General features: G+C 68.9%; 28 protein-coding genes. 17 read left to right on the forward strand and 11 right to left on the reverse strand.

Annotated elements, in window-relative coordinates; genetic code table 11:
- Positions 1 to 36: 36 nt before the first annotated feature.
- On the reverse strand, positions 37 to 1,272 hold the full coding sequence (locus AB0H36_RS41015) for an MFS transporter (RefSeq protein WP_360536242.1): 1,236 nt from the start codon (positions 1,270 to 1,272) through the stop codon (positions 37 to 39).
- Between the two features lie 157 nt (positions 1,273 to 1,429).
- On the opposite strand from AB0H36_RS41015, the gene AB0H36_RS41020 reads away from it, so the two are divergent.
- Positions 1,430 to 2,854: a beta-N-acetylhexosaminidase gene (locus AB0H36_RS41020; RefSeq protein ID WP_360536244.1), complete on the forward strand. Its 1,425-nt coding sequence runs from the start codon at positions 1,430 to 1,432 to the stop codon at positions 2,852 to 2,854.
- A 126-nt stretch (positions 2,855 to 2,980) separates the two neighbouring features.
- Positions 2,981 to 4,492 (forward strand): wax ester/triacylglycerol synthase family O-acyltransferase, encoded by a 1,512-nt coding sequence (locus tag AB0H36_RS41025; RefSeq protein ID WP_360536246.1) that lies wholly within the window; start codon positions 2,981 to 2,983, stop codon positions 4,490 to 4,492.
- Here AB0H36_RS41025 and AB0H36_RS41030 read toward each other — a convergent pair.
- The 3 genes from AB0H36_RS41030 to AB0H36_RS41040 are packed head-to-tail and all read right to left on the reverse strand — an operon-like array spanning position 4,489 to position 5,988.
- Positions 4,489 to 4,965: an SRPBCC domain-containing protein gene (locus AB0H36_RS41030; protein ID WP_360536248.1), complete on the reverse strand. Its 477-nt coding sequence runs from the start codon at positions 4,963 to 4,965 to the stop codon at positions 4,489 to 4,491. The genes AB0H36_RS41025 and AB0H36_RS41030 overlap by 4 nt on opposite strands.
- On the reverse strand, positions 4,952 to 5,308 hold the full coding sequence (locus AB0H36_RS41035; protein ID WP_360536250.1) for a metalloregulator ArsR/SmtB family transcription factor: 357 nt from the start codon (positions 5,306 to 5,308) through the stop codon (positions 4,952 to 4,954). The genes AB0H36_RS41030 and AB0H36_RS41035 overlap by 14 nt, the downstream gene beginning before the upstream one ends.
- Positions 5,309 to 5,358: 50 nt before the next feature.
- Complete coding sequence (locus tag AB0H36_RS41040; protein WP_360536252.1) at positions 5,359 to 5,988, reverse strand: VOC family protein; 630 nt, start codon at positions 5,986 to 5,988, stop codon at positions 5,359 to 5,361.
- A gap of 73 nt (positions 5,989 to 6,061) precedes the next feature.
- On the opposite strand from AB0H36_RS41040, the gene AB0H36_RS41045 reads away from it, so the two are divergent.
- Complete coding sequence (locus AB0H36_RS41045) at positions 6,062 to 7,012, forward strand: NAD-dependent epimerase/dehydratase family protein (RefSeq protein ID WP_360536254.1); 951 nt, start codon at positions 6,062 to 6,064, stop codon at positions 7,010 to 7,012.
- On the opposite strand, the gene AB0H36_RS41050 is transcribed toward AB0H36_RS41045, so the two are convergent.
- Positions 7,005 to 7,742 (reverse strand): hypothetical protein, encoded by a 738-nt coding sequence (locus AB0H36_RS41050; RefSeq protein WP_360536256.1) that lies wholly within the window; start codon positions 7,740 to 7,742, stop codon positions 7,005 to 7,007. The two genes, AB0H36_RS41045 and AB0H36_RS41050, sit on opposite strands and share 8 nt — an antisense overlap.
- 87 nt (positions 7,743 to 7,829) lie before the next feature.
- Between AB0H36_RS41050 and AB0H36_RS41055 the strand changes: the two genes are divergently transcribed.
- The 6 genes from AB0H36_RS41055 (at position 7,830) to AB0H36_RS41080 (ending at position 12,175) form a co-directional block, all read left to right on the forward strand.
- Positions 7,830 to 8,762, forward strand: coding sequence for a Ppx/GppA phosphatase family protein (locus AB0H36_RS41055; protein WP_360536258.1), 933 nt, complete (start codon positions 7,830 to 7,832; stop codon positions 8,760 to 8,762).
- A gap of 36 nt (positions 8,763 to 8,798) precedes the next feature.
- Positions 8,799 to 9,650, forward strand: a complete 852-nt coding sequence (locus tag AB0H36_RS41060; RefSeq protein WP_360536260.1) for a sugar phosphate isomerase/epimerase family protein — start codon at positions 8,799 to 8,801, stop codon at positions 9,648 to 9,650.
- Entirely contained in the window at positions 9,647 to 10,276 is a 630-nt protein-coding gene (locus tag AB0H36_RS41065) for a TetR family transcriptional regulator (RefSeq protein ID WP_360536262.1), read from the forward strand. The genes AB0H36_RS41060 and AB0H36_RS41065 overlap by 4 nt, the downstream gene beginning before the upstream one ends.
- Positions 10,277 to 10,453: 177 nt before the next feature.
- A complete protein-coding gene (locus AB0H36_RS41070; RefSeq protein WP_360536264.1) occupies positions 10,454 to 10,678 on the forward strand; it encodes a hypothetical protein in 225 nt (74 codons plus the stop codon).
- A gap of 40 nt (positions 10,679 to 10,718) precedes the next feature.
- Positions 10,719 to 11,441 carry an ABC transporter ATP-binding protein gene (locus tag AB0H36_RS41075; protein ID WP_360536266.1) on the forward strand — a complete coding sequence of 241 codons (723 nt, stop codon included), beginning with the start codon at positions 10,719 to 10,721 and terminating at the stop codon, positions 11,439 to 11,441.
- 14 nt (positions 11,442 to 11,455) lie between these two features.
- Entirely contained in the window at positions 11,456 to 12,175 is a 720-nt protein-coding gene (locus tag AB0H36_RS41080) for an ABC transporter permease (protein WP_360536268.1), read from the forward strand.
- A 241-nt stretch (positions 12,176 to 12,416) separates the two neighbouring features.
- Here the strand turns inward: AB0H36_RS41080 and AB0H36_RS41085 are convergent, their stop codons facing one another.
- Together AB0H36_RS41085 and AB0H36_RS41090 are read right to left on the reverse strand one after the other, a co-directional pair.
- On the reverse strand, positions 12,417 to 13,451 hold the full coding sequence (locus tag AB0H36_RS41085) for a hypothetical protein (RefSeq protein WP_360536270.1): 1,035 nt from the start codon (positions 13,449 to 13,451) through the stop codon (positions 12,417 to 12,419).
- A gap of 11 nt (positions 13,452 to 13,462) precedes the next feature.
- Complete coding sequence (locus AB0H36_RS41090) at positions 13,463 to 13,972, reverse strand: SigE family RNA polymerase sigma factor (protein ID WP_360536272.1); 510 nt, start codon at positions 13,970 to 13,972, stop codon at positions 13,463 to 13,465.
- Between the two features lie 364 nt (positions 13,973 to 14,336).
- On the opposite strand from AB0H36_RS41090, the gene AB0H36_RS41095 reads away from it, so the two are divergent.
- The 5 genes from AB0H36_RS41095 to AB0H36_RS41115 all read left to right on the forward strand — a co-directional run bounded on the left by AB0H36_RS41095 (position 14,337) and on the right by AB0H36_RS41115 (position 18,633).
- Complete coding sequence (locus AB0H36_RS41095; RefSeq protein WP_360536274.1) at positions 14,337 to 14,870, forward strand: helix-turn-helix domain-containing protein; 534 nt, start codon at positions 14,337 to 14,339, stop codon at positions 14,868 to 14,870.
- Positions 14,871 to 15,360: 490 nt separating this feature from the next.
- A complete protein-coding gene (locus AB0H36_RS41100; RefSeq protein WP_360536276.1) occupies positions 15,361 to 16,290 on the forward strand; it encodes a proline dehydrogenase family protein in 930 nt (309 codons plus the stop codon).
- 288 nt (positions 16,291 to 16,578) lie between these two features.
- Positions 16,579 to 17,382, forward strand: a complete 804-nt coding sequence (proC, locus tag AB0H36_RS41105) for a pyrroline-5-carboxylate reductase (RefSeq protein WP_360536278.1) — start codon at positions 16,579 to 16,581, stop codon at positions 17,380 to 17,382.
- An 81-nt stretch (positions 17,383 to 17,463) separates the two neighbouring features.
- Positions 17,464 to 18,099, forward strand: a complete 636-nt coding sequence (locus AB0H36_RS41110; protein ID WP_360536281.1) for a hypothetical protein — start codon at positions 17,464 to 17,466, stop codon at positions 18,097 to 18,099.
- A gap of 15 nt (positions 18,100 to 18,114) precedes the next feature.
- Positions 18,115 to 18,633 (forward strand): hypothetical protein, encoded by a 519-nt coding sequence (locus tag AB0H36_RS41115; protein ID WP_360536283.1) that lies wholly within the window; start codon positions 18,115 to 18,117, stop codon positions 18,631 to 18,633.
- Here AB0H36_RS41115 and AB0H36_RS41120 read toward each other — a convergent pair.
- The 4 genes from AB0H36_RS41120 to AB0H36_RS41135 all read right to left on the reverse strand — a co-directional run bounded on the left by AB0H36_RS41120 (position 18,619) and on the right by AB0H36_RS41135 (position 22,235).
- The gene (locus AB0H36_RS41120; RefSeq protein WP_360536285.1) at positions 18,619 to 19,365 is read right to left on the reverse strand and encodes an endonuclease/exonuclease/phosphatase family protein; all 747 of its coding nucleotides are present in this window, start codon (positions 19,363 to 19,365) and stop codon (positions 18,619 to 18,621) included. The two genes, AB0H36_RS41115 and AB0H36_RS41120, sit on opposite strands and share 15 nt — an antisense overlap.
- Entirely contained in the window at positions 19,362 to 20,360 is a 999-nt protein-coding gene (gene trpS, locus AB0H36_RS41125) for a tryptophan--tRNA ligase (protein WP_360536287.1), read from the reverse strand. The genes AB0H36_RS41120 and trpS overlap by 4 nt, the downstream gene beginning before the upstream one ends.
- A 181-nt stretch (positions 20,361 to 20,541) precedes the next feature.
- Positions 20,542 to 21,234: a hypothetical protein gene (locus AB0H36_RS41130; protein WP_360536289.1), complete on the reverse strand. Its 693-nt coding sequence runs from the start codon at positions 21,232 to 21,234 to the stop codon at positions 20,542 to 20,544.
- Between the two features lie 458 nt (positions 21,235 to 21,692).
- Positions 21,693 to 22,235, reverse strand: a complete 543-nt coding sequence (locus tag AB0H36_RS41135) for a TetR family transcriptional regulator (RefSeq protein ID WP_360536291.1) — start codon at positions 22,233 to 22,235, stop codon at positions 21,693 to 21,695.
- An 84-nt stretch (positions 22,236 to 22,319) separates the two neighbouring features.
- On the opposite strand from AB0H36_RS41135, the gene AB0H36_RS41140 reads away from it, so the two are divergent.
- The 3 genes from AB0H36_RS41140 to AB0H36_RS41150 all read left to right on the forward strand — a co-directional run bounded on the left by AB0H36_RS41140 (position 22,320) and on the right by AB0H36_RS41150 (position 24,188).
- Complete coding sequence (locus AB0H36_RS41140) at positions 22,320 to 22,631, forward strand: hypothetical protein (RefSeq protein WP_360536293.1); 312 nt, start codon at positions 22,320 to 22,322, stop codon at positions 22,629 to 22,631.
- Positions 22,632 to 22,648: 17 nt separating this feature from the next.
- Entirely contained in the window at positions 22,649 to 23,824 is a 1,176-nt protein-coding gene (locus AB0H36_RS41145; RefSeq protein ID WP_360536295.1) for an acetoin utilization protein AcuC, read from the forward strand.
- Positions 23,825 to 23,972: 148 nt separating this feature from the next.
- A complete protein-coding gene (locus tag AB0H36_RS41150; protein ID WP_132209923.1) occupies positions 23,973 to 24,188 on the forward strand; it encodes a helix-turn-helix domain-containing protein in 216 nt (71 codons plus the stop codon).
- Positions 24,189 to 24,219: the final 31 nt, after the last annotated feature.

Below are 24,219 nucleotides of genomic sequence, written 5' to 3' on the forward strand. Positions count from 1 at the left end.
CCCGCACTCCACCGGGTCGTACGCCGAGACGGTCCGTCAGGAGTTGATGACGGTGGCTGAGGGCATTGGCTTGGTGGTGGCGGCCATCAGGGCGACCGGGATGAGCAGGAGGCCGCAGACGACGGCGAGCCAGTGGAAACCGAAGTAGGCGAGGATCGGGCCGGAGGCGGTGCCGGCGATCGAGGCGAGGATGCCCATGGTGAGGTCGGACATGCCCTGGGCCGAGGTGCGGATGTCCTCGGGGACCGAGCGGGACAGCAGCGTGGAGCCGGCCACCAGGCAGGCGGACCAACCGAGGCCGAGCAGGAAGAGTGCTACTCCGGTCAGGCCGTGCGCGTCGTCCGGCGCCAGCGCCGCGAGCGTCATCGCGATGGCCAGGATGCCGAGCCCGATGCCGATGGTGGGGATCCGGCCGAGACGGTCGGCCAGCCAGCCTGTCAGCGGGGACAGTGCGAACATGCCGGCGACATGGGCGCTCAGCACGAAGCCGACGATGGTCAGGGACGCGCCGTGGTGCGTGAGGTGGACCGACGTCATCGACATCACGCCGACCATCACCGCGTGCGCGGTCGCGATCGCCAGCAGGCCGAGCCGCGCGTGGGGGATGGCGATGACTTGACGGAAGGTCGTCGCGAGTGGCTGGCGTTCCAGCTTCTGCCGCGGCGTGAGCTGCTGCAGTCGCCGCATGCCGAACCAGACCGTGAGCGTGCTGGTGGCGAACGCGAACACCGAGAAGATGTACGGACCGGCCAGCGCCAGCAGGCCGAGCGACGTGCCGACCTCGCCGCCGATGCCGGTCAGGTTCGGCCCGACGACCACGCCGATCGTCGTGGCCCAGACGACCAAGGCCAGCGAACGTGCGATGTGATCCGGGTCCGCTGCGTCCGTGGCGGCGTACCGGGACTGCAGGTTGGAGGCCGTGCCGCTGCCGAACAGGCAACCGGCGAACAGCAGCAACGCCAGCGAGTCCAGTTGTGCGGCGACGATGGTGAGCACCGCACCGGAAAAGGCGATGAAGTAGCCCGTCGTCAACGACACCCGCCGCCCACGCGACCGAGCCAACCGAGCCAGCGGTACGGCGAGCAGCGCAGCGCCCAGTGTGGTCGACGTGGCGACCAGTCCGGCGAGCGAGGTCGAGCCAGAGACGTTCTCCGCGAGCAGGCCGGCCACGGCGAACCCGCTGGCCGTCGCGACCCCGCCCAGTGCGTTGCTGGCCACCAGCACCCGCAGAGTCGTTCGCTGGAGCTCGGCGGGTCTCTGGTCGGTGGTCACGAGGTCACCCTCTCATCAACCTGACCCGGAAGGCAGCCGGATTCCGCTTGCTCGGCAGCGTTCTCAGTATCTGAGTTGCACGCACTTCCGAACATGGACTGCGGTGGAGCCCGACTATAGGATCCTCTTGACGTAATTCCACCCCCTTGGAGTCCGGATGCCCGACATCGCGATCGTCCCTGCCCCGCGCGAGCTCACCGTCACCGAAGGCCAATGGGTCGCCGAGGACCCGGTCGCCGAAGCCGTCCGGACGGTGGTGGAGAACCTCGGCGAGACCGAGTACCGCATCGACGTGACCGCGGAGGGCGCCCGGTTGTCGGCCGGCTCCGAGGACGCGCTGCGGCACGCGGAGACGACCTACCTGCAATTGCTGGATGCCGCCGTACCGGTCGAGGACGGGAAGGTCGCGGTGCCGGCGGTGCGGGTCGCGGATGCGCCGCGGTTCGGGTGGCGGGGCACGATGCTGGACGTCGCGCGGCACTTCATGCCGAAGGAGTTCGTGCTCAAGGTCATCGACGTGCTCGCCCTGCACCGGCTGAACGTGCTGCACCTGCACCTGACCGACGACCAGGGCTGGCGGGTCGAGATCGAGGCGTACGCGAAGCTCACCGAGGTCGGTGCCTGGCGGCCGGAGACGATGGTCGGGAAGATGTCGCACGGCCAGACCGAGTTCAGCTACGACGGCACGCGGCACGGCGGGTTCTACACCAAGGACGAGCTGCGCGAGATCGTCGCGTACGCCGCGGACCGCGGGATCACCGTGGTGCCGGAGATCGACCTGCCGGGTCACATGCAGGCGGCGATCGCGGCGTACCCGGAGCTCGGGAACTTCCCCGAGAACCAGATCGGCGTGCGGCAGGTGTGGGGGATCAGCGACGACGTCCTGAACGTGAACGACGAGACGGTCGAGTTCGTCCGGACCGTGCTGCGGGAGGTGCTGGAGATCTTCCCGGGACCGTTCATCCACCTGGGCGGCGACGAGTGCCCGTCGGTGCAGTGGCGGGAGGCGGAGGCCGCGCAGAAGCGGCAGGCCGAGCTGGGGCTGTCCGAGGCGGGGCAGTTGCAGGGCTGGTTCACCGCGCAGGTCGCGTCGGTGCTGGCCGAGGAGGGGCGGCGGCTGGTCGGCTGGGACGAGATGGTCGAGACCGACTGCCCGAGGGACGCGGTCATCATGGCGTGGCGCAGTGCCGAGCGCGGCGAGGTCGCCGCGAAGGCGGGTCACGAGGTCGTGATGACGCCGTGCGAGTCGGTGTACTTCGACTACTACCAGGGTGACGCGGCCACGGAGCCGCTCGCGATCGGTGGGTTCATCCCGCTGGAGAAGGTGTATGACTTCGAGGTGATCCCGGCCGGGCTCAACGCCGAGGAGCAGGCCCGGATCGTGGGCGCACAGTGCAACGTGTGGACCGAGTACATGGAAGGCCCCGACCAGGTCGGCTACATGCTCCTGCCCCGGCTGTCCGCCTTCGCCGAACGCGCCTGGGGCTCCCCGAAGACGTCGTACGACGACTTCCTCACCCGCCTCCGCCCCCACCTCAGCCGCATCGAACGCCTCGGCGTCAACTACCGTCCGCTCGACTGAACCTGCTGCTGCAGTTGCTGAGGGGACAACTAAATCTCCGTAAGCGCTGTTAGCAGGGGTAGACGGCCTGGGGACAACCTGACAACGATGAGTTGTCAGGAACCCAGGTCGGGAGCGGGAGGGTCAATGACCGCGGTGGGGCCGCTGGATGCGATGTTCCTGCTCGGCGAGAGTCGTGAGCAGCCCATGCATGTCGGCGGGCTGATGCTGTTCGAGCTGCCCGAGGGGGCCGGGCGGGATCACGTGTTCCCGGAGGGGTGGCGGGACTACGTGTCGCGGCTGTACCACGAGATGGTCGCGGCGCAGGCGGTCAATCCGTTGTTCGCCCGCCGGGTGCGGAACCGGCCGCTCGACCTCGGCTACTGGTCGTGGGAGCAGGACGACGAGATCGATCTCGAGTACCACGTGCGGCTGTCGGCGCTGCCCCGGCCGGGCCGGTACCGGGAGCTGTTCGAGCTCACCAGCCGGCTGCACGGCACCCTCCTCGACCGGCACCGCCCGCTGTGGGAGATGCATCTGATCGAGAACGTCGAGGGCCGCCGCTTCGCCCTCTACAGCAAGATCCACCACTCGATGATCGACGGCGTCACCGCCCTCCGCTGGATGCAGGACACCCTCACCACAGACCCCGACTGCACGGGCATGCCCGCCACCTACGCGCTCCCTGACGTAGGTCGGGGAGCGGCGGCCGGATCGGCAGGAGCCGGCTCAACTGAGACGTCTGTCGACGGACTGGCCGCCAAAGCTGCGGCCGGAGGCGGCTCGGCCGGACTGCCGAGCGCCGCCGAGTTGCTCGCTGCCGTCGGCCGCATTCCGGGGCGGACGCTGGGCTCCGCCGCTCATGCGGCGGGTGGTGCCGCCCGTCTTCTGGCCGACCTCGCCGGACTGACCCCGGTCGGCTTGCGGAGCCTGCTGCAGGCGACCACCCCCTTCCCCGCGCCGCGGACGGTGTTCAACCAGGGGATCACCGGGGCGCGGCGGTTCGCGGCGCAGTCCTGGGCGATCGAGCGCTTGGAGAAGGTGCGGGCGATCACCGGGGCGACGCTCAACGACGTGATGCTGGCGATGTGTTCAGGTGCCCTGCGCAACTATCTGCTCGAGCTGAACGCCCTTCCGGACAAGCCGTTGACCGCGATGGTCCCGGTGTCGTTGCGCGGCAGCTCCGACGCACCCGGCGGCGGCAACTCGCTGAGCACGCTGATCACCGACCTCGGCACCGACGAGGCGGACCCGGAGGCGCGGATCCGCCGCATCATGGCGTCGACCAGCTACGGCAAGGGCGTGCTGTCCGGCCTCACTCCGTTGCAGAACCTGATGATCGGCGCCCTCGGCTTCAGCGTCGCCGGTCCGGCCGCCGTGCTCCCGGGAGTGGCCGACCGTACGGCGCCGCCGTACAACCTGGTCATCTCCAACGTGCCCGGCCCGGCCGAGAGCCCGCTGTACTGGAACCGCTCCCGCCTGCTCGGCATGTACCCGGCCTCGATCGTGCTGAACGGCCAGGCGCTCAACATCAGCGTGACCAGCTACGACCACCACCTGCACTTCGGCCTCATCGGCTGCCGCCGAACCATCCCGCACCTCCAGCGGCTCCTGATCCACCTCGAGGCCTCACTCGCAGAGCTCGAAAACATCCACTAAGCGAGCAGTGCGTCGATCTGGCCGATCGACAGCTCCAGGCCCTCGGCCATGCCCATGCCGATCAGCTGATCCATCTGCTCGCGAGAGTCGAAGACCGACTTCAGCTCCATCCGGGTGCCACCGCCGTACGGGCTGAGCTGCATCCGGACCGTGTTGACCGGCATGTCGTCGACCGGCTTGCCGTCGGCGTCCGCGAAGCCGTCGAGGAACTCCAGCGACTCCTTCGGGTTCACCGCCGTGAACCGCCACCAGCCGCGGTACTTCTCGCCCTCGGGGCTGGTCATGTAGTACGCGACCTCGCCGCCCGCGGTCAGGTCGTGGTCGACCACGGTCGCCGGGTGCGTCGGCGGTCCCCACCAGCGCTCCAGCAGCCGCGGGTCCGCCCACAGCTCCCAGACCCGCTCGGCCGGCGCGTCGAAGTCCGCGACCACGGTCAGGGTCAGGGCGTCGAAGTCCTTGTCAACGCTCGTCACGCTCATCTTCTCGGTTCCCCTCTGTTTCGGTGAGCAGCTCGGACATCCGGTCGACCCGGCCGCGCCAGGTCGCCTCGAGCTGGTCGAGTGCCTCGCGAGCCCGCCGTACGGCGTCCCTGTCGGTGCGCACCAGTTGCTCCCGGCCACTGCGTTGCTTGGTGACGAGCCCGGCGCGCTCCAGTACGGCGACGTGCTTCTGCACGGCCGCGAAGCTCATCGGGTACGCCGCTGCCAGCCGCGACACCGACGCCTCGCCGGTCAGGCAGCGCCGCACGATGTCGCGCCGGGTCGTGTCGGCCAGCGCATGCAGCAACTGGTCCACGACTGCCTCATCTACAACCATTTGGTTGTACGTTAGGCAAACGACGATGGCAGGTCAAGAGGTACGGCGCTTTACAGCCGGACGGTCCCGCTCGGAGTCTCGAAGACCGCGGAGACGAGACCGGGCTGACCGTTCGGACGCCAGTCGACCTCGAGGTCGTCGAGCAGGTGGTCGGCCGGATGGCCGATCCAGTCGGTGACCCGGACCGGGTCGCCGGCGATCTCCAGCGCGGTCAGCTTGATGCCCTTGCCGCCGACCGACGGGTGCTGGGTCAGGTCGTCCCAGTGCACGAAGAAGGGCAGCTGCGGGTCGGAGATCAGGCCCTTCACGCCGATCTGCCGCCAGGTCAGGTTCACCCCGTCCGGCCGGTGCCGGTTGCCGGGCACCGCGTGCCGGCCGAGGCGCTGCTCCATCCGCTGCATGTCGCGGACCGCCACCACCCAGCCGAGCCAGCCGCCACCCAACTGCTTGCGGGCGCGCACCGCCTGGCCGAACGGCGCCTTGTCCGACGCCGGGTGGTCGAGGACGTCGACCACCTCGATGTAGCGGTCGTTCTCCAAGGCGAGGACGTGGTTCACGGTGCCGAACCGCGGGTGCACCCCGCCGTCGACGAACTCCGCGCCGAGTTGTGCGGACAGCCGCTCGAGCGTCGCCTCGCACCCGTCGGGCCCGCAGGCGTACGAAAGATGATCAAGACGCATGCCAGTCATTCTGGCCCCGATCACCGACAGTCGCGGACCTGGGGGTGTCGCGACACGCAGATAGGGTCTACCCATGCGCACAGTTGTCGTCGGCGGAACCGGGCACATCGGCACCTACCTCGTGCCGGAGCTGGTGCGGCTCGAGCACGAGGTCGTCGTACTCAGTCGTGGTGAGCGATCGCCGTACCAGTCGGACGGTGCTTGGAACCGAGTCGAGCAGATCGCCGTGGACCGCGCTGCGGAGGATGCCGCTGGCACGTTCGGCGACCGTGTCGCCGACTTGCAGCCGGATGTCGTCATCGACCTGATCTGCTTCACCGAGGACAGCGCACGGCAGCTGGCCGAGGCTGTGCGTGGGAAGGTCCAGCATCTGCTGCACTGCGGCACCGTCTGGGTGCATGGGCCGAGCGAGCTGGTGCCGACGCGGGAGGACACGCCGCGGCGGCCGTTCGGCGACTACGGCATCCAGAAGGCGGCGATCGAGCGGTACCTGCTGGACTGCGCGCGCCGCGACGGGCTCCCGGCCACGCTGATCCACCCCGGTCACATCAGCGGTCCCGGGTGGACGCCCATCAACCCGGCGGGCAACCTCGACCTCGGCGTGTACGAAAAGCTTGCCCACGGCGACGAGCTCGCGCTGCCGAACCTCGGCCTGGAGACAGTCCAGCACGTGCACGCCGCGGACGTGGCCGGCATGTTCCTCGCCGCGCTGCGGAACCGCTCGGTCGCGGTCGGCGAGAGCTTCCACGCGGTCGCGGAGGGCGCGATGACACTGCGTGGGTACGCCGCAGGAGTCGCCACCTGGTTCGGTCAGGAGGTGCGGCTGACGTTCCTGCCCTGGGACGAGTGGCGACAGACCGTGTCCGAGAACGACGCCGCGGCCACCTACGACCACATCGCGCACAGCCCGCACTGCTCGATGGAGAAGGCTGCGCGCCTACTCGGCTTCCGCCCGCGCTACAGCGCGCTGGACGCCGCGTTGTCCGGCGTCAGCTGGCTGGTGGAGAACGGCAAGATCACTTAGAGGCCGGGTGCGGCAGCAGCCGACCGGCTTCCAGGTACTCACGGCAGTAGGTGGCGAGCACGTCGTACGCCTTGTGGCCCATCAGTGTCTGCAGCTCGACCTTGCTGGACTCGAAGACAGCCTCGACGCCGATGTGGGCCTCGGTGTTTCCGGTGCAGTACCAGTCCAGGTCGTGTCCGCCCGGCCCCCAGCCGCGCCGGTCGTACTCACCGATGCCGACCTCCGTGTACGACGTCCCGTCCGGGCGCTCGACCTCGCGGAAGGTTCGGCGGATCGGGAGCTGCCAGCAGACGTCCGGCTTGGTCTCGACGAAGTGCACACCCCTCTTCAGGGCCAGCCCGTGCAGCGCGCACCCGCCGCCACCAGGGAAGTCCGGCCGGTTCAGGAAGATGCAGGCGCCGTCCCAGACCCGGGTCTTGCGGTCGCCGTCGTCGTCGGTCTCGACCCAGCCGTTCTTCCGGCCCTCCTTGCGGAACTGCCAGTCCTCCTTGGTCAGCTCCTTGACGTAACCCTTGACCCGCTTCTCGTCGTCCTCGTCGGAGAAGTGCGCGCCGAGGGTGCAGCAGCCGTCGTTCGGACGGCCTTTGTAGATGCCGCGGCAACCACCACCGAAGATGCAGGTCCAGTTGGACGTCAGCCAGGTCAGGTCGCAGCGGAAGACCTGGTCGGGGTCTTCGGGGTCGACGAACTCGACCCAGGCGCGGGGAAAATCGAGCGAAACCTCAGGCACCTGGAAAGCGTACGCGCCTTCGGTGGGTAAGCGTGAACGCCGACTCCGGATAAGGCCCGAAGTACACCGGTCCAGTAGCGTGAGGGTATGCGGCTCGGCGTACTCGACGTGGGATCCAACACCGTCCACCTGCTCGTGGTGGACGCTCACCGTGGTGCAGCGCCGCTGCCGGCGTACTCGCACAAGACCGAGTTGCGGCTCGCCGAGTACCTGGAGAAGGACGGCAAGATCGCCGACTCGGGCTCCGACGGGCTGGTGTCGTTCGTCAAGGAGGCGTCCGAGCTCGCCGAGGACAAGGGCTGCGAGTCGGTGCTCGCGTTCGCCACCTCGGCGCTGCGCGAGGCGCCGAACGGCGAGAAGGTGCTCGACCGGGTCCGCAAGGAGACCGGGATCGAGCTGCAGGTGCTGACCGGTGAGGACGAGGCCCGGCTGACGTTCCTCGCCGTACGGCGCTGGTTCGGCTGGTCGTCGGGTCGCCTGGCGGTGTACGACATAGGAGGCGGCTCGCTGGAGATCGCGGCCGGGTCCGACGAGGAGCCGACCGTCGCGGTGTCGGCCCCGCTCGGCGCCGGCCGGCTGACCCGCGAGGGGCTGACCAACGACCCGCCGGACAAGGACGAGGTCCGGGCGCTGCGCAAGCGGATCCGGATGGAGATGGCCGCGGTGGCCGGTGACGTGCTACGGGCCGGCAAGCCGCAACGTTCGGTCGCCACCAGCAAGACGTTCCGGTCGCTGGCCCGGATCTGCGGCGCGGCGCCGTCGGACGAGGGGCAGTACGTGCCGCGGACGCTGAGCCGGGACGACCTGGCCGAGTGGATGCCGAAGCTGACCAAGATGTCGGCGGCCGAGCGGGCCGAGCTGCCCGGGGTCTCGGTCGGCCGGTCGGCGCAGCTGCTCGCCGGGGCCCTGGTCGCGGACGCCGTGATGGACCTGTTCGACCTGCCCGCGCTCGAAGTCTGTCCGTGGGCGCTGCGGGAGGGTGTCATCCTGTCCCGGCTCGACCAGTTGCAACCCCGATGAAGCACCACCCCTGACGAACCACCGCGAAGGCACCAGATGAGCACCAGCAAGACCGCCCGGATCGGCCTGTCGACCGCGTCTGTCTACCCCGAGTCGACGGCGAGCGGGTTCGAGCTGGCTGCCCGGCTCGGGTACGACGGCGTCGAGGTGATGGTCGGGATCGATCCACTCAGCACCCAGATCGACGCGGTCCAGCGGCTGGTCGACTATCACCAGCTGCCGGTGCTGGCGATTCACGCGCCCTGCCTGCTGATCACGCAGCGGGTCTGGGGCACCGACCCGTGGGGGAAGCTGGAGCGCAGCGCCGAGGCCGCGAAGGAGCTCGGTTCGGACGTGGTCGTCGTACACCCGCCGTTCCGCTGGCAGCGCGACTACGCGCGCGGGTTCGTCGAGGGGATCGCGCGGCTCGAGGAAGAGACCGGCGTGATCTTCGCGGTCGAGAACATGTACCCGTGGCGTGCGCCCGGCAAGGGCCTGCAGGCGTACGCGCCGAGCTGGGACCCGACCGAGCAGGACTACGCGCACACCACCCTCGACCTGTCGCACTCGTCGACCGCCGAGCAGGACTGCGTCGAGCTCGCGGCGACGATGGGCAAGAGCCTCACCCACATCCACCTGACCGACGGCACCGGCTCGGCCAAGGACGAGCACCTGGTGCCCGGTCGCGGCACCCAGCGCGCCGCCGATCTGCTGAACGGCCTGGCGAACCAGGACTTCCGCGGCCACATCATCATCGAGATCAACACCCGCCGCGCGACCAGCCGGTCCGAGCGCGAGGTCGACCTGGTCGAGTCGCTCGAGTTCACCCGCAAGCACTTCGTCCGCACGTCCCGGCGCTCGTCGTTCGCCGTCACCCCGGAAGGGGAGATCTCGGAGCTCACCACATGACCCGGTCGTCGACCGGAGGCAAGGCTTCGGCCGCTCGTGGCACCGGCAACGGACGCCCGGGCCGTCGGCCGGGGGGACCGGACACCCGTGGCGAGATCCTGCTCGCGGCCCGGGCGTCCTTTGCGGACAAGGGTTTCAACGGCACGTCGATCCGCGGCGTCGCCCGCGAGGCCGGGGTGGACGCGGCGCTCGTGCACCACTACTTCGACAGCAAGGACGAGCTGTTCATCGAGGCGATGGCGATCCCGGTCGACCCCCGGCAGATCGCCGCGCGGATCCTCGACGGCCCACCTGAGGAGCTCGGTCGCCGGATCGCGACCGTGTTCCTCGGTGTCTGGGAGTCGGCCGAGGGGCAGCAGCGGATGAAGGCGATCTTCCGCAGCGTGGTGACCAGCGACGAGGTCTCCCGGATCATGCGGGAGGGCATCACCCAGATGATCATCGGGCCGGTCTCGCGCGCCCTCGACGTACCTGACGCGCAGCTTCGCGTCACGATGGTCGCCACGCAGCTGATTGGGGTCGCGATGGCTCGTTACCTGGTCGGTCTCGAGCCGGTCGCGTCCACTGACCTGGCCGTCCTGATCGATCGGCTGGCGCCGGTTCTGCAGCTGCACCTGACCGGCTGATGCAGATTCCGTCGGATCGCGAGATCCGCGAGTTGCATCGGTCGCACGCGCCCAGTACTGGGGCACTCGCTCCTGCATGGGCTCGGCTTTCCGGATGAGCTGAGTCGCTTCTGCTCCCGGCACACGGGCGTTGGGATCACGCGGGACGACGTACTGCGGCAGGGGCTGCCGATCCCGGTGGGCGACTACGTGCCCAGTACGCCGGAGGAGGAGCTCGTCATGTACGCCGACAAGTTCCACAGCAAGCGGACTCCGCCGGTGTTCGTCTCGGGTGACACGTACGCGGCCGTGGTCGCTCGGTGGGGTGCGGACAAGGTCATCACGTTCGGCGCGATGCGGCAGCGGTACGGCGACCCGGACCTGGCGCCGCTGGTCGACGCCACCGGGTTCGCGCTGATCTGACCCCTTGCGGCCGGGTCTCGTTGCGCGCTAAATTCATCACATGATGAAAAACGCGGTGAGTTGCCGGGACGTCGTGGTGGTCCGCGGCGACCGGGAGGTCCTGCACGGGGTCGGGTTCGACCTCCGGACCGGGACGGTGACCGGGCTGCTCGGTCCGTCCGGCTGCGGCAAGACCACGCTGATCCGGGCGATCGTCGGACTCCAGGCCAAGGTCACCGGCGACATCGCCGTACTCGGCGAGCCCGCCGGCGCGCCCAAGCTGCGCGGGCGGATCGGGTACGTGACCCAGGAGCCCAGCGTGTACGGCGATCTCAGCGTCGCCGAGAACCTGCGCTTCTACGCCGCCGTGCTCGGGGTGTCGAGCGATGACGTGGATCGCGTGATCGATGCGGTGGATCTGCGCTCGCACGCTGATGTGCGGGTGGATCGGCTGTCCGGTGGGCAGCAGTCGCGCGCCTCGCTTGCCGCGGCATTGCTGGGGAGTCCCGAGTTGCTGGTCCTCGACGAGCCGACGGTCGGGTTGGACCCGGTGCTCCGGCGGGATCTGTGGCAGCTCTTCCACACGTTGGCGGATGACGGAGCGACGTTGCTCGTCTCGAGTCACGTGATGGACGAGGCCTCGCGCTGCGATCGCCTTCTGTTGATGCGCGATGGCGACCTGCTGGCCGACGACACTCCACAGGCGCTGCTCGACTCGGTTGGCACCGACGACATCGAGCAGGTGTTTCTCACCCTGATCGAACGGAAGGCAGGTGCGCGATGACGCTCCGAGTCACCATGGCCGTCGCCGCGCGGGTCCTCGCGCAGCTTCGCCGCGACCATCGCACCGTCGCCATGCTGATCGTGCTGCCGGCATTGCTGGTCAGCCTGATGTGGTGGATGTTCACCGATTCGCCGATGGTGTTCGACCGAATCGGCGGGCCGCTGCTTGCGGTGTTCCCGTCCATCATCATGTTCGTCGTCACGTCGGTCGCAACGTTGCGCGAACGGTCCACGGGGACGCTGTCGCGACTCTTCACGATGCCGATGGGGAAGCTGGATTTCCTGCTGGGGTATGCGGTTGCGTTTGCGCTGATTGCCGTCGTACAGGCGGTGGTCGTGGTTTCGATTGCGCTTTATGCGCTGGATTTGGATATCCGCGGGTCTGCTTGGCAGTTGGGTGTTGTTGCGGTTCTCGACGGTGTTCTCGGTACGGCGCTCGGGTTGTTTGCGAGTGCGTTTGCGGCGACCGAGTTTCAGGCGGTGCAGATGATGCCGGCGGTGATGATTCCGCAGCTCCTGTTGTGCGGGTTGCTGGTGCCGCGCGACCAACTGCCTGCGGTCTTGCACGCGATCAGCGACGTACTGCCGCTGTCCTACGCCGTCGACGCCGTCACCGGAGTTGCCCAAGGCAACGGCTTCGGCGCGGGCGCCGGCGCGGACGCCCTGGTGGTAATAGCCTTCATCCTCGCCGCCCTAGGCCTAGGAGCCGCCACCCTCCGCCGCCGCACCGCTTGAATCCCCCACGCAACCGGAGCTGGCTCGGGTGGACCGGTGGGGCTGGTATTCATGGGGCTACTTGTGAATCCAGTGGGGAGTCTCATGAGCCACAGCCCGTCGCCCGACCCCAACCAGCAGGTTTGGACTGATCCGCATGGGCGGGGGTGGCCGGGTGGGCCCCCTCCGGGTGAGCGGCCGAAGGGGGCTGGCGCGGCTGTGCTTGCGTTGGGCCTCGGCCTGTTCATGACGGCCTCCACCCTCATCGGATGACCTTCACGACCTTCCCCGCCTTGTCGTACGCCGTAAGTTTCGGCGCCGACACCTTGGTCGCCGGGCCGGGGCTCAACCACGTGAAGGCGAACCACCCGTCGACGACCTCGACGTCGTGGGTCGGACCCGGTCCCAGTTCGAGCCGGACCTTGGTCGCCGTCGACGACACCCGTCCCCAGCCGGTGTAGTTGTACTGCTTCGTGCACGGTGTCCCGGGGCAGTGCCCCCCACCCCCGCCGCTCGCCACGAACAGCTCAGCGTGCTTGGCGCCCTTGCCAGGCGTGAGCACCGGGTCCTTGTCCCCGAGCGCGTTCAACGTCAGGAACGGGGTCGCCCCCGGCATGGGCTCACCGGCCGTACGCGGTGCGAGTTCACACGCGACCGCTTTCTTCCCGGACGGCGAGATCGCGACGAGCACCGTCGTACCGAGTCGCGCCGACTGATCCGCCGCCATCACGCGCCACCCGGTCAGGTCGACCCACAGCTGCACCGAGCAGTTCCGCAGCTGGCCGGCAGCGGTCGTCGGCAACGGTTCCTTCTCGGCCGCCGCGACCAGCTCCGCCTTCGGCTTGTCGCCGCCGGGAATCGTGCACGCCGCGAACCTCGCACCCATCTCGAACGCGTACATCGCCGTGCTCCCGGCCTTCACCGAGCCTGCTGCCTGCAGCGCCTGCTTGTGGTCCGGGTAGCGCAGAGCGCAGCGCCGTACCGCCTCTTCCTTCGTGATCGTCTGCCCGGCGGCCGCCTCCCCGCGCTCGATCCCCGGCACCGCCTCGAACTGGGAGTTCTGATTCTGATCGCCGGCAAACCCCGGCTCCTTGTCGGCCACGCTGCCACCCGGGATCAGACTCACGACAAGCGCGACCACCGCCACGCCACTGATCGCCGCACCTGCGGCCAGCACCGTACGGCGCCGCCGCCCGCGACGACCCCGGGCCAGCAGCCCGTCGGTGTCGAACGGCTCGAGCGCCTCCGCCTCGGCCAGCCTCTGCAGTTCCGCGCGGACCTCGCGTACGTCATCCATCTCGCTCTCCTTCACAACGCCCGGCTCGTCCGCCGCGCCAGGTCGATCGCCTTGCGGAGAGTGTCGAGGCCGCGCGCCGCCTGGCTCTTCACCGTGCCCTCCGAGCACCCCAGGATCTCCGCGGTCTGCTCGACGGACAGGTCCTCGTAGTACCGCAGCACCACACACGCCCGCTGCCGCGGCGCCAGCCCGCGCAGTGCCTCGAGTACTTCGTTCCGCTCGGCGTACCCGGTGGCGAAGTCGTCCCGCTCCACCCGGTCAGGTACGTCGGCGATCGAAACCTCGCGCCGCCACGGCCGCCGCTTCCCGTCGTGCGCCACGTTGACCACCATCCGGCGGGCGTACGCGAACGGGTTCCCCGTCCGCCGCACCTTCGGCCAAGCCAGGTACAGCTTGTAGAGCGCGTCCTGAACGATGTCGTCCGCCCGGTGCCGATCCCCGCTCACCAGGTAAGCCGTCCGCCGCAACGACGTACCCGCCGCCTCGACGAACTCGACGAACTCCCGGTCCCGCTCCGCCATCTGGTTCCTCCACTCTCCAACTCCCCCTCAAGACGGAAGCCCCGACCCACCAGGTTGCACGCCACCCGATCCAACCCACGCGCCCCGCCACGCCCGCTCCTACGCCGTCCGCTACGCCGGGCGCTTCCAACCCTTCTTGCGCGACTACCGCCGCTCCTTCCACTTCCAGGTGGTTGGGTCGCCTACTCGAGGTCTTGGTGTCGGCCCACCAGCGGAGGTTGCATCTGGCAACGGGCGGACGGCATGAGAACTGGACTTGTTGAACCCGCACCGGTTGAGCAGAGCTTGTTTGATTGCCCCAGCCCATGCAGCCATATTCGAACGTTCCGAAACCACGTTCGCAACGTTCGCTCACGGAGGGCCCATGACTGCCGAGTTCCTCGAGTCGCAGACCTACCTGCCCGATGAGCAGGAGCAGCTGGCGTCGGTCGCCAGTTTCCTGGACGCCCACCAAACCATGAGGCGCGGGCGACTCCAGGCGCGATACCTGCTCGTCGGCGCCGAGGAACATGACCAGATCGAGCTCCCCGAAGCGCTCCACAAGGTCCTGGTGCAAGCGGTGGCCGCATTGGCGGCGGGCAAGGCAGTCACGATCTCGCCGACGATGCCGAAGCTCACGACCCAGCAAGCCGCCGATCTTCTCGGGGTCAGCCGGCCGACGGTGATCCGCCTCATTGACGCCGGCGAGCTCGCCTGCGAGCGAATCGGCAACCGACGAAAGATCCTGCTGTGCGACCTCCTGGCGTACCGCGAAGCCCGCCGCCAACGTCAGTACCAGGCAATCGCCGACACGTCCGTGGACCTTAGCGAGGACGAGGACCCCGCAACCGTGAACGAACGGCTCAAGCGAATCCGCAAAGAACGCGCCGAACAGAGCCGAAAAGCCGCCGGTCACTGAAAGTGCGTCGAGCCGTCGCTTCTCACAAGATGGAGCGGGAGTCCGCTACGACTTTCTTGCGACGTTGCGAGGTAAGTACTGGAGGATGAAGCGGTCGACCTGATTGAGGAGGTCCGATAGGTCTTCCGGCTGACGGGGATTGCAGCGGGGTCGCGGGCGGGCGACGTAGGAGCACGCGGAGCGGCGCGCGTCGACGGATTGCGGGCGGCGGGATCGCGGTGCGGTTGAAGGAGTGGCGGTAGCCGCGCGAAGGGGGGTGGGTGGGAGCGCCAGGCGTAGCACGTGCCGTACGAGCGGGCGGAGCAGGACGCGTGGGGGCTCTCGTGGGGCGTGGGGGCTTTTGTGGGGGTGTGGGTACGGGGTGTAATCGGACCAGTGGGGGTGGTGGTGTGGTGCTGGACACAGGATTAGGGCGGGTTGGATTCAGGCGCGTAACCTGCTGACACCACTGGCAATTGGGGCCGGGTGGGTTGATGAGGAGGAACACGTAGTGCTTCGGCGAGTACTGCTGGGCATGTCCCGCAGCCCCCAGATCAAGAAGGCCGTATCGTCGCTTCCGGTGTCCAGTGGCATCGTCGCGCGGTTCGTGGCCGGCGAGACCGCTCCGGAGGCCGTGCTGGCCACCGAGAAGCTGGTCAGCAACGGCCTGAACGTCACGCTGGACCACCTCGGTGAGGACGTCACCGACCTGGCTGCCGCGACCGCGACCGTCGAGGCGTACCTCGAGCTGCTCCGGCAACTGTCGGACGTCGGCCTGACGAAGAACGCCGAGGTCTCCGTCAAGCTGTCCGCGGTCGGGCAGGCGCTGCCCGGTGAGGGCGAGAAGATCGCGCTGGAGAACGCGCGGAACATCTGCCTCGCGGCCCGCAACGCCGGTACGACGGTCACGCTGGACATGGAGGATCACACCACCACCGACTCCACGCTGGGCATCCTGCGCGAGCTCCGCCAGGACTTCCCGGAGACGGGTGCGGTGCTGCAGGCCTACTTGCGCCGTACCGAGGCCGACTGCCGCGACCTCGCGCACGCGGGCTCCCGGGTCCGGCTGTGCAAGGGCGCGTACAAGGAGCCGGAGTCGGTCGCGTTCCAGGACAAGCGCGCCGTGGACAAGGCGTACGTCCGGGCAACGAAGATCCTGATGAACGGCGCCGGCTACCCGATGATCGCCTCGCACGACCCGCGCCTGATCGCGATCGCCGGCTCCCTCGCCGACCGCGCCAACCGCCGCCCCGGCAGCTACGAGTACCAGATGCTCTTCGGCATCCGCCCTGAGGAGCAGCTCCGCCTGGTCTCCCAGGGCCACACCGTCCGCGTCTACATCCCGTACGGCGAGGACTGGTACGGCTACCTGGTACGACGCCTCGCCGAGCGCCCCGCCAACCTCCAGTTCTTCGCCCGCTCCCTCATCAGCAAGAAGTAGCCCCAACCCTCCGCCCGATGCGCCCATCCACCAGCTCGGTCTGTGGGGTGCCGACCGTTGGCCGAGGCAACGGTCGTTTGACGGGAGCGGCAGCCGCGCACACGGGACAGCCGGAGTAGGTGACGTACGTGGGTGCGTCGGAACCCGTGCTGCCTTGCGTCGCGATGTGGTTTGCAGCACGCCGCGGGCGGGCGACGTAGGAGCGCGCGTAGTGGGCGCGTGGGGGAGCTCGTCCGGCTGGTGGGCGGGGCTCGGGGCTCCGACGGCGGGGATAAGTAGGCTGAGGGTATGACTAGCAAGGTGGCCATTCTTGGGGCCGGGGTGATGGGGGAGACGTTGCTGTCCGGGCTGATTCGGGCTGGGCGGCGACCGGAGGAGCTCCTGATCACCGAGCGCCGGGAGGAGCGGGCCGCCGAGTTGCGGGAGCGGTACGGCGTGGACGTCGTGTCCAACGTGGACGCGGCCGCCAAGGCTGAGACGCTGGTGCTGGTGGTGAAGCCGCAGGACATGTCGGACCTGCTCAGCGAGATCGCCCCGGCGGTCGACGCGTCGCAGACCGTGGTGTCGATGGCGGCCGGTGTCACCACCGGGTTCATCGAGTCGCGGCTGCCGGAGGGTGTCGCCGTGGTCCGGGTGATGCCGAACACGCCGGCGCTGGTCGACGAGGGGATGGCGGCGATCTCCCGCGGCGCGCACTGCGACGAGAGCCACCTGGAGCTGGCGGAGAGCCTGCTGGCCGCGACCGGCCGGGTTCTGCGGGTGCCGGAGAAGCAGCAGGACGCGGTGACCGCGATCTCCGGGTCGGGTCCGGCGTACCTGTTCTTCGTGGTCGAGGCGATGATCGAGGCCGGCGTCCACATGGGCCTGCCGCGCGGCACCGCGACCGAGCTCGTCGTACAGACCGTGGTCGGTTCCGCGAAGCTGCTGCGGGAGACCGGTGAGCACCCGACCGTGCTCCGCGAGCGCGTGACGTCCCCGGGTGGTACGACGGCAGCCGCCGTACGCGAACTGGAGGACCACAAGGTCCGCGCGGCGTTCCTCTCCGCGATCGAGGCAGCCCGCAACCGCTCCCGCGCGCTCGCCGCCGAATAACACCTGCGGCACGGCTGGCGTTATTGTTGGCGCCGCAGTTTCCTGCCGTGTTCAAGGGATGAGTCGACTATGGTCCCGCCCATGAGTAATCGTTCGGAGCAGGAGAGCCCCGAGCACCTCAGCGCTGCCCCCACACCGATCGCCCCGGAGCAGGTCGCCTCCGAGCAAGCCCCGGAGCAAGCCCCAGAGCAAGGCGCCGTACGCGTGCCGGAGCTGCCGTGGCGGGTGCCGCTGGACCCGGCTCCGTGGTGGGCGTGGGCGCTGTTCGTCACTCCGTTCGTCGCTGTGCCGGCGCTGAACTCCTGGCTGTGGATGGGCGCCCGCGACATGCTCGCGGTCGGCCTGCTCACGATCATCGGCGCCTCCGTCGTCCGGGTGGCCGGCGGCGTGGTGCTGTACCGGGTGATGCTGACCCCGACCGGCCTGAAGGCGCGCACCAGCATGCTCATCCGCAGCGTCTCCTGGCAGGACGTCGACCGCATCGAGGTCGGCGACGACAACGTCGTCCTGGTCCGCGGCCCGGACGAGAGCGAGATCAACGGCATCCCCAAGGACCGCACCGCGTACGTCGGCGCAGTCATCCAGGCCATCCGCGCCGAAGCGGCCAACCATCCGCCCCGCCGCCACCGTCCCCGCCCCGGCATCGGCACCCTCCTCGTCCTCACCTACCTGACCCTGTCCGTAGGCGCATTCCTCATCCGCTGGCACATCGTCTGACCGTAGGGTCGCCGCATGGACTTTTCTTTGTGGCCTGCGGCGTCCAGGACTTGGCGGGAAGTGCTCGAAGGCGCTGAGTACGCCGAGCGGACCGGGTGGCACGGTGTTTGGGTGGCGGATCATTTCATGCAGAACGGGGACGACCTGTCGGTTCCCGTCAACGAGTGCCTGGCGTTGCTGGCGGGGATCGTGAACCACTGGGGCAACCCCAAGCTGGCCGCGCACAAGGGCGAGGTGTTCGCCAGGCACTGCGAGAAGATCGGCCGCGATCCGAAGTCGGTACGGCGGTCCGCGCAGACGATGCTGGAGGTCGTCGTACCGGGGGACACCGAGGCGATCGAGCGCAAGGAGCGACTCGAGAGCCGGGGCGGCCACGTGATCATGGGGTCGGCGCAGGAGGTGCTCGACACGGTCGCGCAGTACCCGGCCGCCGGGATCGACGAACTGCTCGTCCCGGACTCCTTCCTCGGCACCGGCAACCGTCGCTTCGAAGCCCTCGAGCGTCTGCGGGAAGAGGTGCTAGCCAAGCTCTAGCGTCGCGACGACCGGCCAGTGATCGCTCGGCAGCCGGCCGCCCGGGCGGACGTGGGACACGGTCGCGTCGACCACCTTCCAGCTCTCGGTGACGAGGATGTGGTCGATGCGGTCGCCGTCCTCGGCGCCGGTGAAGTCGTGCCAGCTCCCACCGGCCTCGATCGGTACGGCGTTCCGCAGCCCGGCGCTCGTCAACGCCTTGAGCGGCGGCGAGTCCGGGGTCGCGTTCAGGTCGCCCATCACGATCCACGGCAGCGAACCGGCGACCCAACGGGCGATCAGCCGCGACGACTGCAGTTGCGCGACCTCGCCGGCGTGGTCGTAGTGCGTGTTCGCGACACCGATCGTGGTGCCGTTCCGGTGCCGCAACCAGACCAGCGTCGCGATCCGGGTCAGGTCCGCGTCCCAGCCGACCGAACCCGGCGTCCCCGGGTCGTCGGACAGCCACCGGGTCTCGTGCTTCTCCACACGCCAGTCACCCGGCCGGACCAGGACGACGGAGTGCTCGCCGGCGCTCATCCCGTCGTCCCGGCCCACGCCGACGATCTCGTACCGCGAGAACCGCCAGCGCAGGTACTCGAGCTGGTCGGGCAGCACTTCCTGCAACCCGACCACGTCCGCGTCCAGCTGCTCGATCGCCGCCACTGCCGCATCCCGCCGTACCGGCCAGGCGTTGTCGCCGTCCGGCGCGGACGAGTTGCGGATGTTGAAGGTGGCGGCGCGAATCTTCATGGCGCCGATCCTGCCAAACCCGCCTCCGCCGGGGCCGCCCCGGTCAGCCCCATCGCACGCACCGCCGCCTGGAGTCGCGGGGTGCTCGCCTCGATCGCCCGATCGCAGCCCTGAGCGAGCAGGTGGTCGATCGCCCCCGGATCGGTCGCCAGCCGCGCGTACTCCTTCTGCAGCGGCTCGATGACGGCCAGCACGGCGTCCGCGACGTCCTGCTTGAGGGCGCCGTACGACGAGTACGACGCCGCCAGCGCGACCGGATCGCCGTCGGTGCAGGCAGCCAGGATCTCGAGCAGGTTGGTGACACCCGGCTTGGCCGCCTCGTCGTGCCGGACCTCGTTTTCGGAGTCCGTCACCGCTCGCATGATCTGCCGCCGGATCACGTCCGGCGGGTCGAGCAGCCGGATCGTGCCGATCGCGTCGTCGCTGTCGGACTTGCTCATCTTGGTGGTCGGGTTCGCCAGGTCCTTGACCCGGGTCGCCAGGACCGCCTTGGCCAGCTGCGGTACGACGAACGTCTCGCCGTACTCGCGGTTGAAGCGGATCGCGACGTCCCGGGCGAGCTCGACGTGCTGGTCCTGGTCACCGCCGACCGGGACCTGCTTCGTGCCGTACAGCAGGATGTCGGCCGCCATCAGGCACGGATAGGTGAACAGCGAGGCGCGGGTCATCGGCCGGCCCTTGCCCTTCTCCTTGTACTGGATCATCCGGGACAGCTCGCCGACGTACGACGTGCATTCCAGCAGGTAGGCGAGTTGCGCGTGCGCGGGTACGTCGGACTGGACGAACACGGTGCCGTCGGGGACGCCCGCCGCGAGCATCAGGGTGGCGAACTCCCGCGTCAGCGCGGCGAGTCTTCGGGGATCGTGCTTGGTCGTCATTGCGTGCAGGTTCGCGACGAAGTAGAACCCGTCGGGGTCGGTGAACCGGCGCAGGGCGCCGAGGTGGTTGCCCAGCGTCAGGCGGCCGGACGGGGTGATGCCGGATAGCGATGTCATTGTCGTGCCCTTCGGTGTGTGGGCCCCACCGAGGACATGAAAGAGGCCGCCTCGGCGAGGCGGCCTCATGGATGCGTGTGAACACACGCTTGGGTGACCGCCCTAGGCGGCCCACCACAGCTGCAAGTTCGTGTTCACAGCATCAGGGTAGCTCATCGACCGGGGCGGTGGGGGAAGGAATTCAACGCTGCGTGAGCGCCTGGACGATCAGCTCGTTGCGGGCGTCCTGGCCGAGCGGGACCGTCGGGTGGACACCGTCGCGGAGGTAGTTGAGCAGCCGGTACGGCTTCACCCAGAGCCACTCGGCCCAGCGGATGATGTGCAGGTTCGGGTACTTCTCCTGGGCGTCGTACAGCTGCATGTTGAGCCACGAGCTGTTGCGCTGGTCGGCGAGCTGCATCGTCGCGGTGACCGACTTGCGCACGACCTGCATGTTGACCCAGTACAGCGTGCGGGTCGAGCCGACGATGCTCATCGCCCGGTCGACCTGCGCCGCGAACTTCGGCGGGTCGAAGATGTCGTTCGACCCGCTCGCCATCAGGATCCGGCGCGGCAGTCCGTACGTCGCCGCCCACTGCTGCAACGCGTCGACCGCGCCGGACGTGGGCCGGCTGGACCAGTTGTGCACGGCCAGCTGGCTGCCGTCCCGGCCCAGCAGCCGGATTGCCAGCGACTTCCCGTCCTGGACGGAGATGCTGTCGCCGAACATGTAGACCCCGTTGGTCTCGCGGGTGCGCTGGATCTGCGTCGCCGTCGAGATGGCTTTGGTCGACCCGGCCCAGGACCCGAGTACGCCGGAGCCGTACGGCCCGCTGTCGACTGCGGACGCCTCGGTAGCGGTCACTGTGGAGACGGCCACGGTCGAGGCAGCCACTGCAGCCCCCGCCGTGAAGATTTGCCGTCGATTGGGTCTCATCGAGCTCACGGACTTCCTCACGGGACGGAACTGTGCGGCCTCACGGCTACTCAGCGCAAGTCCGATGCTCAAACGTTGCAACAACTTGCAGCCGCCTGGGCAAAGTGAGCAGAATACAGGACTAGACCGCCCGTCGTAGCCCTCTGCAACCGCAACAGAGCGTGATTTGCAGCATCCTGCAAATCCTGTAACACCTTGCAGTCCGGCAGCGATAGACCGTTCGCCTGGACCGATCCCTGCGGAAGTGGCCGGCGCGACCTTGGAGGGGTGCCGCGCCGCCTGCTTCCGCACCGCGCCGCCGCGGAGAACGGTTCGAGCCGCCGCAGCCGGCGGGTGAGGACGGTCGCAAGACCGTGGAGGTACGCCGGCTGGCCGAGGCCGACCGGGCAACCCTCGCGAGGTGCGGCTGCTGTGGCTCAGCCTTCGGCTAGTTGGGTCAGGAGCGGGGTGGCGAGCTCGAGGAGGGCTTCGGGCGTGGCGTCGAGGCCTTCGAGTTTGACCAGGTGGCGACCGATCACCAGGCCGAGGATCAGCGCGCCGATGACTCCGGAGCGCAGTACGGCGTCCTCGCCTGGCAACTGATCGGCGACCTGACGCTGCTGGGCCGTCATTGCCGCCCGCACCTCGGCCGCGGCCTCGGGGTGGCTGAACATCGCCCGCATCGCCGCCAGCGCGGCCGCCGGCTCCTCGGCCAGCTTCGCCGCCAACCCGGCCGCGAGTTGCCCGGCGATCTCGTCCGGCGCGCCCTCGATCGGCCCGTCCGGGGGGATCGACGCGGCCTGGGCGAACAGCTTCTCCTTGGACCCGAAGTACCGCATCACCAGCCCGGCGTCACTGCCCGCCGCCTCGGCGATCCCGCGGATCGTGGTCCGTTCGTACCCGTGCTCGCCGAACAACCGGCGGGCCGCCGCCAGGATCCGCTCCTCCGTCTGCCGCCGCTGCGCGGCCCGAGTCGTCACGCCGTTCAGTCTACGCATGTTGACTCAGTCGCCGATCGCCGCCTAGATTTCAGTCAACACACGTAGACCGAAATGAGGTGGACCATGACGCAGGCACTCGTGCTGAGCTTCCTGGCCGGGCTGATGGGGACGAACGGGATTCCGCACTTCGTCCTCGGCATCACCGCCCGGGAGTACCCGAACCTGACCGGCAATTCGCCGGTCCGCAACGCGGTCGGCGGCGTGGGAGCGTTCGTCATCGCCGGACTGCTGGCCTGGTGGGCGCATCCCGGCGAGCACCTGGCGACGGCCCTGGTCGCCGCCCTGGCCGGTGTGCTGGCGATGTCGGTCTTCCATGCCCGCGGTGGCGCTTACCGGCTCAACGCCAGGTTCGGGAAACCCGTACCACAGCGCTGACGGCTAAGGTCGGGGACATGAGTGGTGAGGCGATGCTGGTCTTCGACGACGGTTTGACGGCGTACGACTTCGGCCATGGTCACCCGATGAGTCCGATCCGGGTGGACCTGACGGTCCGCCTGGCCCGCGCGCTCGGCGTCCTCGACCAACTGAAGGTCGTACCGGCGCCGGTCGCCGACGATGCGCTGATCGGGACCGTGCACACCGCCGAGTACATCGCCGCGGTCAAACGCGCGGGCGAGGACCCGGACGAGCCCGATCCGGACCACGGCCTCGGCACCGAGGACACGTACTGCTTCGCCGACATGCACGACGCGTCCGCGCACGTGGTCGGCGCGTCCGTCGAGGCGGCCCGGGCTGTCTGGGAGGGCGACGTACTGCACGCCGCCAACATCTCCGGCGGCCTGCACCACGCAATGCCTGCCGCTGCGAGCGGCTTCTGCGTCTACAACGACCCTGCCATCGCGATCCAGTGGCTGCTCGACCACGGCGCCGAGCGGGTCGCGTACGTCGATGTCGACGTACACCACGGGGACGGCGTACAGACCGTGTTCTACGACGACCCGCGCGTGCTGACGGTGAGCCTGCACGAGTCGCCCACCACGCTGTTCCCTGGCACCGGGAGTGCAGCGGAGACGGGCGGGCCGAACGCGGAGGGTACGTCGGTCAACATCCCACTGCCACCGGGGACCGGGGATGCCGGCTGGTTGCGGGCGTTCCACGCGATCGTGCCGCAGGTGGTGCGTACGTTCCAGCCGTCGGTGCTGGTGACGCAGCACGGGTGCGACTCCCACGTGGAGGACCCGCTGGCCCACTTGACCAAGACGGTCGACGGCCAGCGGGCGGCGTACCTGGCGCTGCATGACCTCGCGCATGAGGTCGCGGGCGGCAAGTGGGTCGCCACTGGCGGTGGCGGGTACGCGATCTTCGACGTCGTGCCGCGGGCCTGGAGCCACCTGCTCGCGATCGTCGCGGGCAACCCGATCGACCCGTCGACGCCGGTGCCGGAGTCATGGCGGGAGGACATCCAGGCGCGGTTCGCGCGAGTCGCGCCGCTGCGGATGACGGACGGCCGGGACGCGGCGTACTCGGACTGGTCGACCGGTTACAACCCGGACACCTGGCTGGATCGCTCGATCAAGGCGACCCGCGACATCAGCTTCCCGTTGCTCGGTCTGGATCCCACCTACTGAAAAACTTCCCCGCCCGACCGCCCCGGTCGAGTCACAGGAGTCCCCCTCTTTCCCATTCGTACCAACAGCCACTACGCTCGTTGCATGCACGGACGGAGGTGCCGGAGGGGAAGCCGGCGCACGATCCGTGCTGGAAGTGCGGTGCGCAATGGCATCAAAGAAGTCCGGTGGTGAGCAGCCGCTCGCCGAGGTGAAGTTCCTGACCGTGGCGGAAGTCGCCACGGCCATGCGCGTGTCCAAGATGACGGTGTACCGGTTGGTGCACTCCGGTGAGCTGCCCGCGGTGCGGGTGGGTCGTTCGTTCCGGGTGTCGGAGGACGCCGTGCACGACTACCTCAAAGGCGCCTACTTTCAAGCCGGATAACCACGAGACGCGAGGCGGCCGGATCCTTAGG

The sequence above is a fragment of the Kribbella sp. NPDC050820 genome (assembly GCF_040653975.1).
In the GTDB taxonomy this organism is placed as follows: domain Bacteria; phylum Actinomycetota; class Actinomycetes; order Propionibacteriales; family Kribbellaceae; genus Kribbella.

Bases quoted from the DNA above. Each gene is read 5' to 3' on its own strand.
- AB0H36_RS41115 (WP_360536283.1), top strand. From the start codon at position 18,115: ATGGACTTTTCTTTGTGGCCTGCGGCGTCCAGGACTTGGCGGGAAGTG.
- proC (WP_360536278.1), top strand. From the start codon at position 16,579: ATGACTAGCAAGGTGGCCATTCTTGGGGCCGGGGTGATGGGGGAGACG.
- AB0H36_RS41140 (WP_360536293.1), top strand. From the start codon at position 22,320: ATGACGCAGGCACTCGTGCTGAGCTTCCTGGCCGGGCTGATGGGGACG.
- AB0H36_RS41020 (WP_360536244.1), top strand. From the start codon at position 1,430: ATGCCCGACATCGCGATCGTCCCTGCCCCGCGCGAGCTCACCGTCACC.
- AB0H36_RS41150 (WP_132209923.1), top strand. From the start codon at position 23,973: ATGGCATCAAAGAAGTCCGGTGGTGAGCAGCCGCTCGCCGAGGTGAAG.
- AB0H36_RS41065 (WP_360536262.1), top strand. From the start codon at position 9,647: ATGACCCGGTCGTCGACCGGAGGCAAGGCTTCGGCCGCTCGTGGCACC.
- AB0H36_RS41055 (WP_360536258.1), top strand. From the start codon at position 7,830: ATGCGGCTCGGCGTACTCGACGTGGGATCCAACACCGTCCACCTGCTC.
- AB0H36_RS41090 (WP_360536272.1), bottom strand. From the start codon at position 13,972: ATGGCGGAGCGGGACCGGGAGTTCGTCGAGTTCGTCGAGGCGGCGGGT.
- AB0H36_RS41045 (WP_360536254.1), top strand. From the start codon at position 6,062: ATGCGCACAGTTGTCGTCGGCGGAACCGGGCACATCGGCACCTACCTC.
- AB0H36_RS41095 (WP_360536274.1), top strand. From the start codon at position 14,337: ATGACTGCCGAGTTCCTCGAGTCGCAGACCTACCTGCCCGATGAGCAG.
- AB0H36_RS41075 (WP_360536266.1), top strand. From the start codon at position 10,719: ATGATGAAAAACGCGGTGAGTTGCCGGGACGTCGTGGTGGTCCGCGGC.
- AB0H36_RS41120 (WP_360536285.1), bottom strand. From the start codon at position 19,365: ATGAAGATTCGCGCCGCCACCTTCAACATCCGCAACTCGTCCGCGCCG.
- AB0H36_RS41025 (WP_360536246.1), top strand. From the start codon at position 2,981: ATGACCGCGGTGGGGCCGCTGGATGCGATGTTCCTGCTCGGCGAGAGT.
- AB0H36_RS41080 (WP_360536268.1), top strand. From the start codon at position 11,456: ATGGCCGTCGCCGCGCGGGTCCTCGCGCAGCTTCGCCGCGACCATCGC.
- AB0H36_RS41040 (WP_360536252.1), bottom strand. From the start codon at position 5,988: ATGCGTCTTGATCATCTTTCGTACGCCTGCGGGCCCGACGGGTGCGAG.
- AB0H36_RS41110 (WP_360536281.1), top strand. From the start codon at position 17,464: ATGAGTAATCGTTCGGAGCAGGAGAGCCCCGAGCACCTCAGCGCTGCC.
- AB0H36_RS41035 (WP_360536250.1), bottom strand. From the start codon at position 5,308: ATGGTTGTAGATGAGGCAGTCGTGGACCAGTTGCTGCATGCGCTGGCC.
- AB0H36_RS41145 (WP_360536295.1), top strand. From the start codon at position 22,649: ATGAGTGGTGAGGCGATGCTGGTCTTCGACGACGGTTTGACGGCGTAC.
- trpS (WP_360536287.1), bottom strand. From the start codon at position 20,360: ATGACATCGCTATCCGGCATCACCCCGTCCGGCCGCCTGACGCTGGGC.
- AB0H36_RS41085 (WP_360536270.1), bottom strand. From the start codon at position 13,451: ATGGATGACGTACGCGAGGTCCGCGCGGAACTGCAGAGGCTGGCCGAG.
- AB0H36_RS41060 (WP_360536260.1), top strand. From the start codon at position 8,799: ATGAGCACCAGCAAGACCGCCCGGATCGGCCTGTCGACCGCGTCTGTC.